The sequence below is a fragment of the Nocardioides hankookensis genome, from assembly GCF_042658885.1.
Lineage (GTDB): Bacteria > Actinomycetota > Actinomycetes > Propionibacteriales > Nocardioidaceae > Nocardioides > Nocardioides hankookensis.
The window spans coordinates 425,958-438,498 of sequence record NZ_JBHSRJ010000009.1 but is presented as its reverse complement, the minus strand read 5'-3'; the positions used below and the strand labels follow the sequence as shown (position 1 = coordinate 438,498).

The window sequence follows — 12,541 nt, the reverse complement described above, 5'->3', positions numbered from 1 at the left end:
TGAGCAAGCCCCGCGGCTGAGGAACGAAGCCGCGACGGGCGCGTCGAAATCCAGCAAGACGAACCAGGGCGGTGACCACGAAGGTCACCGCCCTGAAGTCGGTTCCGGGGTTTCGAGGCTCGCTGCGCTCGCACCCCAACCGCCGGAGGCGTGTGCGTCGTCAGGCCTGGGCGTCCTTGGCCTGGGCGGCCAGGGCGCGGGCGACGTCGGCCCGGCCCTCGTCGACGTAGCGCACGGCACCCTTCGGGGCGTCGGTGCTCGCCAGCCAGGCCTCGACACGCTCGAGCAGCTCGGGGGAGCCGAGCGCCTTGGGGAAGCCGTACTCCAGCACGACCGAGCCCTTGTGGAAGCCCAGGGTGTCGATGACGGTGTCGGCGGCCTCGAGGTACTGCTCGAGGTACGGCGCGATGACGTCCTCCTGGCCGTAGCGGAAGATCGAGAACACCATCTCCCGGCAGGTCTCGTTGGGCGTGCCGGGGTCGAGGATGGCGCGCCAGCCCTCGGCCTTGGCCTCGGCGTCCGGCTGCGCCACCCGCGCGGCGGCCGCCTTCTCCTTGCCCGCGATCGTCTTGTCGCGCTCGAGCTCGGCCTCGATCAGCGCCTCGCCCGAGCGTCCGGCGGCCGCGAGTGCGGTGACGAGGACCCAGCGCAGGTCCTGGTCGACCGCCAGCCCGTCGACCGACCAGGTGCCGTCGAGCAGCCCCTCGAGGTCGGCGAAGGCCTGCTCGCCGTGCGAGACGGCGGCGTAGGACCGCGCGAAGGTCAGCTGGTGGTCGCTGCCCGGCTCGGCGGCGAGCAGCAGCTCGCGCAGGCCCGCCTCCCACTCGTCGCGCAGCGCGGCCCGGTGCTCCGGCGCGCTGTAGGCGTTGACCGCGAGGGCGGCGTACGTCGGGATCCGGGTGACGCCCCACGCGTCGGTCTCGGCGCCGATGTTGGCGAGCACGAGGTGGACGAAGTCGGTGGCCGACATCTCGGCGTCGCGCGTCATGTCCCAGGCGGCGCTCCACACGAGGGCCCGGGCCAGCGAGTCGTCCAGACGGGACAGCCCGGAGGTCACGGTCGCCAGCGAGCGCTCGTCGAGCCGGATCTTGGCGAACGCGTGGTCGTTGTCGTTGAGCAGCAGCAGGTCGGGCTGCTGCTTGCCGGCGAGCTCCGGGATCTCGGTCTCGGCGCCCTCGACGTCGACCTCGACGTACTCACGACGCACGAGGCGGCCGTCGACGTCGTCGTAGAGGCCGATGCCGAGGCGGTGCCGGCGCAGCGTGGGCTGCTCGGGCGCGGCGGTCTGCAGGACGCGGAAGGCGCCGTACGTGCCGTCGGCGCCGACCTCGAAGGACGGCGTGAGCGTGTTGACGCCAGCGGTCTGGAGCCACTCCTGGGCCCAGCCCTGGAGCTCACGGCCGGAGGCCTTCTCGAGCGCGACCAGCAGGTCGGCGAAGGTGGCGTTGCCGAACTCGTGGTCCTTGAAGTACTGACGCAGGCCGGCGAGGAACGGGTCCAGCCCGACCCACGCGACGAGCTGCTTGAGCACCGACGCGCCCTTGGCGTAGGTGATCATGTCGAAGTTGACCTCGACGGCGTGCAGGTCGACGTTGTCGGCCGCGATCGGGTGCGTGCTCGGCAGCTGGTCGGCGCGGTAGCCGGTCTGCTTGCGGGCGTTCGTGAAGCCCGTCCAGGCGTCGGTGTACTCGGTGGCCTCGGCCTCGCACCAGTAGCAGGCCCACTCGGCGAAGGACTCGTTGAGCCACAGGTCGTCCCACCACTGCATGGTGACGAGGTCGCCGAACCACATGTGCGCCATCTCGTGGGTGATGACGGAGGCGCGGAACTCGTAGAACGAGCGCGGCTGGCGGCTGCGGGGGAGGTACTCGTCGCGCAGCGTCACGCAGCCGGCGTTCTCCATCGCGCCCATGTTGTACTCCGGCACGTAGAGCTGGTCGTACTTGCCGAAGGGGTAGGGGTAGTCGAACTGCTCCTCGAAGAACGCGAAGCTCTGCTGGGTCAGCTCCACCAGGACGTCGACGTCGAGGTGCTCGACGAGGGACTGGCGGCAGTAGTGGCCGAGCGGGATGTCGCCGTGCTTGCCGCGGTAGACGTGCTGGACCTCGTGGTACTCACCGGCGACGACCGCGGTGATGTAGGTCGACATCGGCTTGGTCGGGGCGAAGCTCCACACGGCCTTGCCGCTCTCGCCGGCCTCGTCGAGCGGCTCCGGCTCGGGCGAGGGGGAGTTGGAGACGACCTTCCAGTGGTCGGGGGCGGTCACGGTGAACGTGAACGGCGCCTTCAGGTCGGGCTGCTCGAACGTGGTGAACACGCGGCGGGCGTCCGGGACCTCGAACTGCGAGTAGAGGTAGACCCGGTCGTCGACCGGGTCGACGAAGCGGTGCAGGCCCTCGCCGGTGTGGGAGTAGGTGCAGTCGGCGCGGACGACGAGCTCGTTCTCCGCCTGCAGGCCGGGGAGCGTGATCCGGCTGTCGGCGTACGCCGTGGCCGGGTCGAGCGCCTCGCCGTTCAGCGTGATCTCGTGGACGATCGCGTCCACGAGGTCGGCGAAGGTCTCGGCGCCGGGCTCGGTCGCGGTGAACCGGATCGTCGTGGTCGAGCCGAAGATCTTGTCGCCGGTCGTGAGGTCCAGGTCGATGGAGTACGACGTGACGTCCAGGAGGGCGGCGCGGGTGGCGGCCTCGTCCCGGGTGAGGTTGGTTCCAGGCATGCGCAGCATCCTGCCACTCGGGGTGGTGGCGATGAAAAGCGCACGGGAATAGTCAGCCCGCCGCCGGGTTTGCACCTGTATGACGACTGCGCAGAAGACCAACGCCGACTTCTGGTTCGACCCGGCCTGTCCGTTCGCCTGGATCACCTCGCGGTGGATCCTCGAGGTCGAGAAGGTCCGCGACATCTCGGTGACCTGGCACATCATGAGCCTCGCGTTCCTCAACGAGGACAAGGACATCCCGGACGAGTACCGCGAGTTCCTCAAGACCGCCTGGCAGCCGGTCCGCGTCGTCCAGGCCGCGAAGGAGAAGTACGGCCAGGAGGCACTGCTCCCGCTCTACACCGCGCTCGGCACCCGCATCCACGTCCAGCAGCAGGACAAGGACCGCGCCATGATCGAGTCGGCGCTCGAGGAGGCCGGTCTCGACGTCGCACTGGCCGACGCGATGGACGACTCGTCGTACGACGACGCGATCCGCGAGTCCCACAAGCGCGGCATGGACCAGGTCGGCAACGAGGTCGGCACGCCGACGATCGCCTTCGAGGGCCGCGCCTTCTTCGGCCCGGTGATCAGCAAGAAGCCCGTGGGCGAGGACGCCGGCCAGATGTGGGACGCCTTCGTGACGCTCTCGAAGTACGACCACTTCTACGAGCTCAAGCGCAGCCGCACCGAGGACCTCGACTTCAGCTGAGGCGCCGCTGCCCGAGTGTGCGAGGGCAGCGATGAGCTCGCCATCACGTCGGTCGGTGGTTTCGAGACAGGACTTCGTCCTTCCTCAACCACCGATCGCGACTCAGCTGGTCGCCGCCGTGGTGGCCGCCGTGCTGGCGGCCACCGCCGCGGTCATGGCTGCGACCGCGGCGTTGATGGCGTCGCGCACGGCCTTCGCCGCCCACGCCCCCTCGCTGATCTCCTTCGCCCGCGCGCGCACCTGCTTGCTCGAGATCCCGTCGTGGTCGACGACCTTGTGCGCCTTGTCGAGGGCGTGCAGCAGCGCGACGATCGCCGCCGTCCGCTCGTCCGGGTCCTGACCCTGGACGAGGGCGCCCGTGAGCGCACGGCGCACCCCGTCCTCGTGGGTCGAATCGACCGCCGGCCAGCGCGTGCGCGGGAAGAGGCCGAGCACCTTGTCGTCGCGCCGCTCCAGGATGCCGCGCTCGACCAGCTGGTCGGCGAGCCGGTCCCTGACCCCCTTGCCGAGCCGGTCCACGAGGTCCTGGGCGCTCCGCTCCTTCTCCGCGACCACGTCGTACGCCGCGCGCAGGATCGGGTCCTCCGGCGGCTGCTCGGGAACGGCCCGCACCTTCGCGGTGCGCCACACCGACGTCTTGTCGCCCACCTCGACGGCACCGCTGAGCGCGAGCTCGATCAGCAGCGCGCCACCCAGGGCGGGCTGCGGGTAGGACGTCCCGGTCAGCTTGCCGGACTCGTCATCGAGCAGCAGCAGGAGCAGGTCCTCCGCGATCAGGGTCACCATGATTCGAAACTAACGTGGGCCGTCACGGCGTTCGAGCCACGCGGCGAGCAGCCACGACATGGTCGACCAGTGCATGCCGTGGATCATCTCGACATCATCGTCTCCGGGCGAGGGTGCGACTCGCGCGACGTGGACGAAGCCGGCGTCGCGCCAGCCCAACCTGCCCTGATCCTCGATCGGCGCGAAGACCGCCGGAGCAGGGGGATGCGGCGTCGGATCGTCGTCCGCGTAGAGGAAGACGCCCTCGTTGGTGCGGATCGGCAACCCCTGCACGGTCTCGGACGTCGCCGCGCCTCCCTGCCAGTCGAGCAGCGCCACGATCGGTCGCTGTCCGTCGCGTTGATCTTCGACGCGCAGAACCCGGAACAGCGCGACCGCGCCGCTGTCGGACGTCAGGCTGAGGATGTCGCCCGCGACGAGGTCGGTGGTGACCTGTCGCGGCCGGCGTACTCGCTTCGGCGCTGGCTGTGGTCCGGTGAGCTGCGCGCGCAGCCTGCCCAGCATCTTCTGGCGGCGAGCGAGGTCGGCGCCGCCGACTGACTCCCAGAGCTCCATGCCGACGCCGTCGTCGATGATCTGGAGCGCGTGCGCCTTCACGGCGTCGTCGAGCCGGCCGACGATGTGCTGCGCGGCAGCCAACGCGAGCCAGAATGTCGCCCTGTCCTCGTCGTCGGTGACGGCTCCGAACGCGTCGACGACCCGCTTCGTCGCTTCCGCATCGGGGACCCGCTGCTCCAAGAGATCGCGATACTCGTCCCTGACGTCGGCGGCGAGGTCGTCGTCGAAGACCGCAGCGTCCCAGGCGCTCATGGCCGCACTATCGCAGACGTGCGGTTGGTGGTTTCGAGGCTCGCTTCGCTCGCACCTCAACCACCGACGCCACCGATGGGAATGCGGTGGCGCCGCATCCCTAGGATTGGCCCATGAGCAAGGTCCTCTCCGCAGTCGCCTGGCCGTACGCGAACGGCCCGCGCCACATCGGCCACGTGGCCGGTTTCGGTGTGCCCTCCGACGTCTTCAGTCGGTACATGCGGATGGCGGGCCACGACGTGCTCATGGTCTCCGGCTCCGACGAGCACGGGACGCCCATCCTGATCGCCGCCGGCGAGGCGGGGGTGTCGCCGCAGGAGCTCGCCGACCGCAACCACCGGATCATCGCCGAGGACCTCGCGTCGCTCGGCCTGACCTACGACCTCTACACGCGCACGTCCGCGCTCAACCACCACGCCGTCGTGCAGGAGCTCTTCCTCGGCGTCTACGAGAACGGCTACTTCGTCGAGCAGACGACGTACGGCGCGATCTCGCCGGCCACCGGCCGCACCCTGCCGGACCGCTACATCGAGGGCACCTGCCCGATCTGCGGGTACGACGGGGCGCGCGGCGACCAGTGCGACAACTGCGGCAACCAGCTCGACCCGCAGGACCTGATCAACCCGGTCTCGAAGATCGACGGGCAGCCGCCGGAGTTCATCGAGACCCAGCACTTCTTCCTCGACCTGCCGGCGCTGGCCGACGCGCTGGGGGAGTGGCTCGACGAGCGGGCGGCGTCCGAGACGTGGCGCCCGAACGTGATCCGCTTCAGCCAGAACATCCTCAAGGAGATCCGCCCTCGGGCGATGACGCGTGACATCGACTGGGGCATCGCGATCCCGCTCGACGGCTGGCGCGAGAACCCGACCAAGAAGCTCTACGTCTGGTTCGACGCCGTGATCGGCTACCTGTCCGCGTCGATCGAGTGGGCGCGTCGGACGGGCAACCCCGATGCCTGGCGCGAGTGGTGGAACGACCCCGAGGCCCTGTCCTACTACTTCATGGGCAAGGACAACATCACCTTCCACAGCCAGATCTGGCCGGCCGAGCTGCTCGCCTACTCCGGCAAGGGGGCGAAGGGCGGCACGCCGCGCGAGCTGGGGGTGCTCAACCTGCCGACCGAGGTCGTCAGCAGCGAGTTCCTGACGATGGAGGGCAAGAAGTTCTCGTCCTCCAAGCGCGTCGTCATCTACGTGCGCGACCTGCTCAGCCGCTACCAGCCCGACGCGTTCCGCTACTTCGTGGCCGCCGCCGGGCCGGAGAACCAGGACTCCGACTTCACCTGGTCGGAGTTCGTGCGCCGCACCAACGACGAGCTGGTCGCCGGCTGGGGCAACCTGGTCAACCGCACGGCCACGCTGATCGCCAAGAACTTCGGCGAGCTGCCGAAGGCCGGCGAGCTGACCGCCGAGGACCAGACGATCCTCGACGCGGTCGAGGCCTCGTTCGGCGTCGTGGGCGACCTGATCGGCCGGCACCGCCAGAAGCAGGCCATCACCGAGGCGATGCGGACGGTCGCCGAGGTCAACAAGTACGTCTCCGACTCCGAGCCCTGGAAGATCAAGGACGACCCGGAGCGGCTGGCCACGGTGCTCGCCGTGATGGCGCAGTGCGTCGTCGACCTCAACCTGGTCCTCAGCCCGTTCCTGCCGTTCGCCGCCAACGAGGTCGACAAGGCGCTCGGCGGCGCGGGCGACATCGCCCCGATGCCGCGCATCGACGAGGTCGAGGACCTCGACGGCGGTGCGGCGTACCCGATCATCACGGGCGACTACACGAACGTGCCCGCGTGGGAGCGCAAGCCGATCGTGCCCGGTACGCCGGTCGCGAAGCCTACGCCGATCTTCACCAAGCTCGACCCGTCGATCGTGGACGAGGAGCTCGCGAGGCTCGAGTCGTGATCGCCCTCCTCGGTGACGACCGGGGGCACCGCAGCCACCAGGAGCTCAACGCGCTGCGGCCGATGCTCGACGTCGTCACCGAGTGGGTGCCGACCGACTCGGGCTTCGACATCGCCGACTACGACGGCGTCTGGCTGGTCCCGGGCTCGCCGTACGCCGACGACGACGCGGTGCTGCGGGCGCTGACCGTGGTCCGCGAGCGAGGGATCCCGTTCCTCGGCACCTGCGGAGGCATGCAGTACGCCGTGGTCGAGTTCGTCCGCAGCGTGCTGGGTGGGTCCGCGACCCACGCGGAGTCCGACGGGGAGGCCGAGGACAACGTCGTGACCGCCCTCGCGTGCAGCCTGTACGGCGAGGAGCGCGTGGTGACGCCGGTCGCCGGGACCCGCTTCGCCGGGTGGGTCGACGAGCCGTTCACCGGCATGCACTTCTGCAGCTACGCGCCGACGCCCGAGGTCGTCGACCGCCTGGTCTCCGCGGGGGTCGTCGTGGGCGCGACCGCCGACGACGCCGGGGCGGAGGTGCTGGAGTTCCCCGACCACCCGTTCTACGTCGCCAGCATGTTCCAGCCGCACGTCGGGGCCCTGGCCGGTGCGCCCGTGCACCCGCTCGTGCGTGCCTTCGCCGACGCCGTGCGGCAGGGTGCTGCGCATGCGTGAGGGAGAGCCCAGCCGGACCGCCTTCGGGGCCGCGACCTACCGCGCGGTCCACCAGGACGTCGACGGCGGCCGGATCTTCCGGGACCCGCTCGCGTGGCAGATCCTCGGTATCGACCGCGAGGCCACCCTCGCCGAGCCGGAGGCGACCGCGCGGCCCCGGCTGCGGGTCTTCATCGCCGCCCGGCACCGCTTCGCCGAGGACTCGCTGGCCGCGGCCGTCGAGCGCGGCGTCGCCCAGGTCGTCGTGCTGGGGGCCGGCCTCGACACCTTCGCCTACCGCAACCCGTTCGCCGGGACCCGGGTCTTCGAGGTCGACTTCCCGGCCACCGGCGTGTGGAAGCGTGAGCGGCTCGCGGACGCCGGGATCGAGGTGCCGGAGAGCGTCGCGTACGTCGGCGTCGACTTCGAGACCGACGACCTGGTCGCGCGGCTCGTCGAGGCGGGCTTCGACGACGCGGCGCCGGCGTTCTTCGTGTGGCTCGGCGTCGTCCCCTACCTGACCGAGGAGGCCGTCACCACGACCCTGCGGTCGATCGCCTCCGTGCCGGGCGCGGAGGTCGTCCTCGACTACACCAACCCGGCCCACGAGCTCCGACTCACCGCCCAGGGCGACCGCGCCGACCTGATCGCGCGCGTCGCCGAGGTGGGCGAGCCGCTGTCGCCCGGGCTCGAGGCCGAGCACCTGCACGCGGTGCTGTCCGACCTCGGGTTCACCGAGGTCGAGGACCTCGACCGGCCGCAGATCCGGGAGCGCTTCCTGGGTCGGCCGGGCGGCACCGAGGGCGGCGGCGCACACCTGCTGCGGGCGCGCGTCTGACGGTACTGTCGCCGCATGAGCCTGGCGTTCCTGGTGACGGCGCTCGTGATCGTCGCGACGCCCGGGACCGGCGCGCTCTACACGATCGGCGCGGGCCTGGCCCGCGGGACCCGAGCCAGCATCCTGGCGGCGTTCGCGTGCACGCTCGGCACGGTCCCGCACCTGCTGGCGGCCGTGACCGGTCTCGCGGCCGTGCTGCACGCGAGTGGCGTCGCGTTCCAGACGATCAAGTACCTCGGTGTCGCCTACCTGCTCTGGATGGCCTGGTCGACGTGGCGTGACACCGGCGCGCTGAGCGTCGACACCGGCGCCGGCCCCACCAGCCGCCGCCAGGTGATCGTCTCCGGCGTCACGCTCAACCTGCTCAACCCGAAGCTCACGATCTTCTTCTTCGCGTTCCTGCCGCAGTTCGTGCCCGCCGGGTCACCACACCAGCTCGCACGGATGCTGCTGCTCAGCGCGGTCTTCATGGCGATGACGTTCGTCGTCTTCGCGGCGTACGGCGCGGGCGCGGCGGCCCTGCGCGACCGGGTGCTCAGCCGGCCGCGGCTGGTGCGTCGGATCCGGCAGGCCTTCGCGGCGTCGTTCGTCGCTCTCAGCGCCCGCCTCGCGGTCGAGAGCCGGTAGCGCTCACGGGTCACGCACCCGTCCGCGCAGCGACTTCGTCTCCCCGCGCTGCTTCTTGGCCTCGAGCCGGCGCTCCTTGGACCCGCGGGTCGGCCTGGTGGCCCGACGGGTCGGCGGCGGTGGGGCGAGCGCCGTGCGCACCTGCTCGGCGAGGCGCTCGCGCGCCGCGACGCGGTTGCGGTGCTGCGAGCGGTGCTCCGTGGCGACGACGCGGATGACGGGCCCGGGCAGGCGGGAGAGGAGCCGGGAGCGCTGGGCGTCCGTGAGCGCCACCGACGTCGCGGCGTCCCACTCGAGCTCCACGCGGCTGTCGGTGGTGTTGACCGACTGGCCGCCCGGCCCGGGGGAGCGGCTGAACCGCTCGACGAGCTCGCCGCTCGTGATCACCAGCCCGTCGGGCAGCCCGGGGCCGGCCGGCACCCTCACGTCCACCTCACTCCTCCGGGGTCGCCAGGGCGGCGATCGCAGGCACCTGGGCGAGGGCGTTGACGACGACGGAGAAGACCAGCAGCGCCGCCGCCCAGACCGGGTGGCCGGCGTCCCACAGCGCGAGCGAGGCGAGGCCGAAGACGACGACCTTGACGACCGGCCGGCGCAGGCGACCGCCGTACTGCGCCTTCGGTGAGGCGAAGAGGAACCACGCGGTCATCGCGACCAGCGGCAGCAGCCACACCCACAGCCAGCGCGGGTCCTGCTGCCAGCCCCAGACCCCGAACGCGGCGACGGCGAGCAGCTCGTCGACGAAGACGAGCGCCAGCACCAGCCACCCGAACCCGACCATGCGCCTACCCGACCACGCTCAGCCTCGACGACGCCACTCGATTGCCGGGCACGTGTCCATCACCATCGGGACGCCGGCGGCGGTGGTGCGCTCGAAGGCGCCCTCGTCGACGACGCCGAGCTGGAACCACACCCCGCGCGCGCCGATCGCGACCGCCTGGTCGGCGTACTCACCGGCCGCCTCGGAGCGACGGAACACGTCGACGACGTCGACCGGGAAGGGGATGTCGGCCAGGGTCGCGTAGCCCTGCTCGCCGAGCACGGTCGGCGCGGTCGGGTGGACCGGGACGATCCGCTTGCCCCGGCTCTGGAGCAGCGCCGCGATCTCGTACGCCGTCCGGCTCGGGTCGCCGGAGAGGCCGACGACCGCCCACACCTCGCAGTCGTCGAGCATCAGCCCGACCCACTCCGGGTCCTGCCAGCTGGCCGCGTCTCCGCTCATGGCTCCAGCCTATGCGGACCGAAAATCGCGGATATTCGCAACATTCCGGGGTTCCGCGTCGGAGGTCGCGGATGTGGGTCTACTGTGACGGCCGTCTCTGCTACCGCCCGGTAGCGAGCTGAGTTGCTCGGGAGGGAGCACCTTTCATGAATCTTCGTCACCTCACCGTCCGCACCGCCGTTGCCGGTGTCACCGTCGCGCTCGCCGCGGGTGCGCTCGTCGGCCTCGGCACGTCGGCCGCCGACGCCGCCACCGGCACCGCGACGTACAGCTGCTCCGGCGCCGGAACCCCGCTGCCGCTGTCGGTCTCCGCGGACGCCGACCTGTCGGGCTACCCGTCCTTCCCGTCCGGCCAGTCGGTCAACGCGGGCCTGGTCAGCCTGACGCTGACGATCACCGTGCCGGCTCCGGTCGTCAACAGCCTGATGGACGACTTCCACCAGACGACCATCGGCGGCGGCAGCAAGGACCTGGCCTTCCCGATCGGCAACGGCTCGGTCCCGATCGCGGACTTCACCATCGACCCGGTCACGCTGGTCCACGACACCCCCGCCGTGCTGTCGAAGGGCGTGTCGAACGACGCGTTCAAGCTGCCGGACGCGGGCGCCGCCAAGGTCACCATGCCGTCGTCGTTCACGCTCGACACCATCGTGCCGCTCACGTGCACGACGTCCGACACGTCCGTCATCACGACGTACACGATCTCGAAGCAGACGGCCGGCGTCACGGCGAAGGCTCCGAAGTCGGTGAAGAAGGGCAAGGCGTTCGCCGTCGCTGCCAAGGTGACCGGCCAGAACAAGACCGCCACCGGCAAGGTCGTCGCGAAGGTCGGCAAGAAGGTCGTCGGCGCGGGCGTGCTGAAGAACGGCAAGGCCGCGATCAAGGTCAAGAAGGGCCTCAAGAAGACCTCGAAGATCACCGTCGTCTACGCCGGTGACAAGTCGACCTCGGGCTCCTCGAGCTTCCCGGTCACCGTCAAGGTCAAGAAGTGACCTGAGGGACACCTCACTGTCGGACGCCCGGCCGGGTTCTGCCCCGGCCGGGCGTCCGCCATTTCACGGCGGCATTTCACGCCTGCGGCCCGCGTGCGAGGGGGCGGTTACCAACGCGTAGATTTGCCCGCATGAGCTCCGACTTCCCGATGTTCGCCCTCTCCGAGGAGCACCAGGCCGTCCGCGAGGCGGTCCGCGCGATCTGCGACGCCAAGGTCGCCCCGCACGCCGCCGACGTCGACGAGAACGCCCGCTACCCCCAGGAGGCGGCCGACGCCCTCCTGGCCGCCGACTTCCACGCGCCGCACGTGCCGGAGGAGTACGGCGGCGCCGGCGCCGACGCCCTGGCGACCGTGATCGTCATCGAGGAGGTCGCCCGGGCCTGCGCGTCCAGCAGCCTGATCCCGGCCGTCAACAAGCTCGGCTCGCTGCCGGTGCAGCTCTCCGGCTCCGAGGAGCTCAAGAAGCACTACCTCGGCAAGCTCGCCGCCGGCGAGGGCGGCTTCTCCTACTGCCTCTCCGAGCCGGACGCGGGCTCGGACGCCGCCGGCATGAAGACCCGCGCCGTACGCGACGGGGACCACTTCGTGCTCAACGGCGTGAAGCGCTGGATCACCAACGCCGGCGTCTCGGAGTACTACACCGTGATGGCCGTGACCGACCCCGACAAGCGCAGCAAGGGCATCTCGGCGTTCGTCGTCGAGAAGTCCGACGAGGGCGTCTCCTTCGGCGCCCCGGAGAAGAAGCTCGGTATCAAGGGCAGCCCGACCCGCGAGGTCTACCTCGACAACGTGCGGATCCCCGCCGACCGGATGATCGGCGCCGAGGGCACCGGCTTCGAGACCGCGATGCGCACCCTCGACCACACCCGGGTCACGATCGCCGCGCAGGCCGTCGGCATCGCCCAGGGCGCCCTCGACTACGCGCTCGGCTACGCCCAGGAGCGCAAGCAGTTCGGCAAGCCGATCAGCGACTTCCAGGGCCTGCAGTTCCTGCTCGCCGACATGGGCATGAAGGTCGAGGCCGCTCGCCAGATGACCTACGCCGCCGCCGGCAAGTCCGAGCGCGGCGACAAGGACCTCACGTTCTTCGGCGCCTCGGCGAAGTGCTTCGCCTCCGACGTCGCGATGCAGGTGACCACCGACGCCGTGCAGGTGCTCGGCGGCTACGGCTTCACCCGCGACTACCCGGTCGAGCGGATGATGCGCGACGCCAAGATCACCCAGATCTACGAAGGCACCAACCAGGTGCAGCGCATCGTCATCGGCCGTCAGCTGCTGGCCGGGGTCCAGAGCCAGATCTGAGGTCGGTACGGTC

The 12,541-nt window shown here is 70.6% G+C and carries 13 protein-coding genes; 7 read left to right on the top strand and 6 right to left on the bottom strand.

Going from position 1 to position 12,541, the window contains the following annotated elements:
• Positions 1-160: 160 nt before the first annotated feature.
• Positions 161-2,716 (bottom strand): aminopeptidase N, encoded by a 2,556-nt coding sequence (gene pepN, locus ACFPYL_RS21515; RefSeq protein ID WP_379159318.1) that lies wholly within the window; start codon positions 2,714-2,716, stop codon positions 161-163.
• Positions 2,717-2,795: 79 nt separating this feature from the next.
• Here pepN and ACFPYL_RS21510 point away from each other — a divergent pair, with 79 nt between their 5' ends.
• Entirely contained in the window at positions 2,796-3,410 is a 615-nt protein-coding gene (locus ACFPYL_RS21510) for a mycothiol-dependent nitroreductase Rv2466c family protein (RefSeq protein WP_379159315.1), read from the top strand.
• Between the two features lie 102 nt (positions 3,411-3,512).
• On the opposite strand, the gene ACFPYL_RS21505 is transcribed toward ACFPYL_RS21510, so the two are convergent.
• Together ACFPYL_RS21505 and ACFPYL_RS21500 are read right to left on the bottom strand one after the other, a co-directional pair.
• Positions 3,513-4,196 (bottom strand): GOLPH3/VPS74 family protein, encoded by a 684-nt coding sequence (locus ACFPYL_RS21505; protein ID WP_379159312.1) that lies wholly within the window; start codon positions 4,194-4,196, stop codon positions 3,513-3,515.
• A 9-nt stretch (positions 4,197-4,205) separates the two neighbouring features.
• Positions 4,206-5,006, bottom strand: coding sequence for a hypothetical protein (locus ACFPYL_RS21500; RefSeq protein ID WP_379159309.1), 801 nt, complete (start codon positions 5,004-5,006; stop codon positions 4,206-4,208).
• A gap of 113 nt (positions 5,007-5,119) precedes the next feature.
• Between ACFPYL_RS21500 and metG the strand changes: the two genes are divergently transcribed.
• From metG to ACFPYL_RS21480, 4 genes are read left to right on the top strand one after another with little or no spacing between them, the layout of a single operon-like run.
• A complete protein-coding gene (gene metG, locus ACFPYL_RS21495) occupies positions 5,120-6,907 on the top strand; it encodes a methionine--tRNA ligase (protein ID WP_379159306.1) in 1,788 nt (595 codons plus the stop codon).
• Entirely contained in the window at positions 6,904-7,566 is a 663-nt protein-coding gene (locus tag ACFPYL_RS21490) for a glutamine amidotransferase-related protein (protein ID WP_379159303.1), read from the top strand. The genes metG and ACFPYL_RS21490 overlap by 4 nt, the downstream gene beginning before the upstream one ends.
• A complete protein-coding gene (locus ACFPYL_RS21485) occupies positions 7,559-8,383 on the top strand; it encodes a class I SAM-dependent methyltransferase (RefSeq protein ID WP_379159300.1) in 825 nt (274 codons plus the stop codon). Before ACFPYL_RS21490 ends, ACFPYL_RS21485 begins: the two co-directional genes overlap by 8 nt.
• Before the next feature lie 15 nt (positions 8,384-8,398).
• Positions 8,399-9,010 carry a LysE family translocator gene (locus ACFPYL_RS21480; protein ID WP_379159298.1) on the top strand — a complete coding sequence of 204 codons (612 nt, stop codon included), beginning with the start codon at positions 8,399-8,401 and terminating at the stop codon, positions 9,008-9,010.
• A gap of 3 nt (positions 9,011-9,013) precedes the next feature.
• Here the strand turns inward: ACFPYL_RS21480 and arfB are convergent, their stop codons facing one another.
• From arfB to ACFPYL_RS21465, 3 genes are read right to left on the bottom strand one after another with little or no spacing between them, the layout of a single operon-like run.
• Positions 9,014-9,430 (bottom strand): alternative ribosome rescue aminoacyl-tRNA hydrolase ArfB, encoded by a 417-nt coding sequence (gene arfB / locus ACFPYL_RS21475; protein WP_379160874.1) that lies wholly within the window; start codon positions 9,428-9,430, stop codon positions 9,014-9,016.
• A gap of 13 nt (positions 9,431-9,443) precedes the next feature.
• Positions 9,444-9,791 carry a YrdB family protein gene (locus tag ACFPYL_RS21470; RefSeq protein WP_379159295.1) on the bottom strand — a complete coding sequence of 116 codons (348 nt, stop codon included), beginning with the start codon at positions 9,789-9,791 and terminating at the stop codon, positions 9,444-9,446.
• 18 nt (positions 9,792-9,809) lie between these two features.
• The gene (locus tag ACFPYL_RS21465) at positions 9,810-10,232 is read right to left on the bottom strand and encodes a CoA-binding protein (RefSeq protein ID WP_379159292.1); all 423 of its coding nucleotides are present in this window, start codon (positions 10,230-10,232) and stop codon (positions 9,810-9,812) included.
• 146 nt (positions 10,233-10,378) lie between these two features.
• On the opposite strand from ACFPYL_RS21465, the gene ACFPYL_RS21460 reads away from it, so the two are divergent.
• Both ACFPYL_RS21460 and ACFPYL_RS21455 read left to right on the top strand, forming a co-directional pair.
• Positions 10,379-11,224 (top strand): Ig-like domain repeat protein, encoded by an 846-nt coding sequence (locus ACFPYL_RS21460; RefSeq protein WP_379159289.1) that lies wholly within the window; start codon positions 10,379-10,381, stop codon positions 11,222-11,224.
• A 131-nt stretch (positions 11,225-11,355) separates the two neighbouring features.
• On the top strand, positions 11,356-12,528 hold the full coding sequence (locus ACFPYL_RS21455) for an acyl-CoA dehydrogenase family protein (protein ID WP_379159286.1): 1,173 nt from the start codon (positions 11,356-11,358) through the stop codon (positions 12,526-12,528).
• Positions 12,529-12,541 lie beyond the last annotated feature (13 nt).

Excerpts from the sequence above, each read along its gene's own strand:
- pepN (WP_379159318.1), bottom strand. The coding sequence starts at position 2,716 with ATGCCTGGAACCAACCTCACCCGGGACGAGGCCGCCACCCGCGCCGCC.
- ACFPYL_RS21510 (WP_379159315.1), top strand. The coding sequence starts at position 2,796 with ATGACGACTGCGCAGAAGACCAACGCCGACTTCTGGTTCGACCCGGCC.
- ACFPYL_RS21505 (WP_379159312.1), bottom strand. The coding sequence starts at position 4,196 with ATGGTGACCCTGATCGCGGAGGACCTGCTCCTGCTGCTGCTCGATGAC.
- ACFPYL_RS21500 (WP_379159309.1), bottom strand. The coding sequence starts at position 5,006 with ATGAGCGCCTGGGACGCTGCGGTCTTCGACGACGACCTCGCCGCCGAC.
- metG (WP_379159306.1), top strand. The coding sequence starts at position 5,120 with ATGAGCAAGGTCCTCTCCGCAGTCGCCTGGCCGTACGCGAACGGCCCG.
- ACFPYL_RS21485 (WP_379159300.1), top strand. The coding sequence starts at position 7,559 with ATGCGTGAGGGAGAGCCCAGCCGGACCGCCTTCGGGGCCGCGACCTAC.
- ACFPYL_RS21480 (WP_379159298.1), top strand. The coding sequence starts at position 8,399 with ATGAGCCTGGCGTTCCTGGTGACGGCGCTCGTGATCGTCGCGACGCCC.
- ACFPYL_RS21470 (WP_379159295.1), bottom strand. The coding sequence starts at position 9,791 with ATGGTCGGGTTCGGGTGGCTGGTGCTGGCGCTCGTCTTCGTCGACGAG.
- ACFPYL_RS21465 (WP_379159292.1), bottom strand. The coding sequence starts at position 10,232 with ATGAGCGGAGACGCGGCCAGCTGGCAGGACCCGGAGTGGGTCGGGCTG.
- ACFPYL_RS21460 (WP_379159289.1), top strand. The coding sequence starts at position 10,379 with ATGAATCTTCGTCACCTCACCGTCCGCACCGCCGTTGCCGGTGTCACC.
- ACFPYL_RS21455 (WP_379159286.1), top strand. The coding sequence starts at position 11,356 with ATGAGCTCCGACTTCCCGATGTTCGCCCTCTCCGAGGAGCACCAGGCC.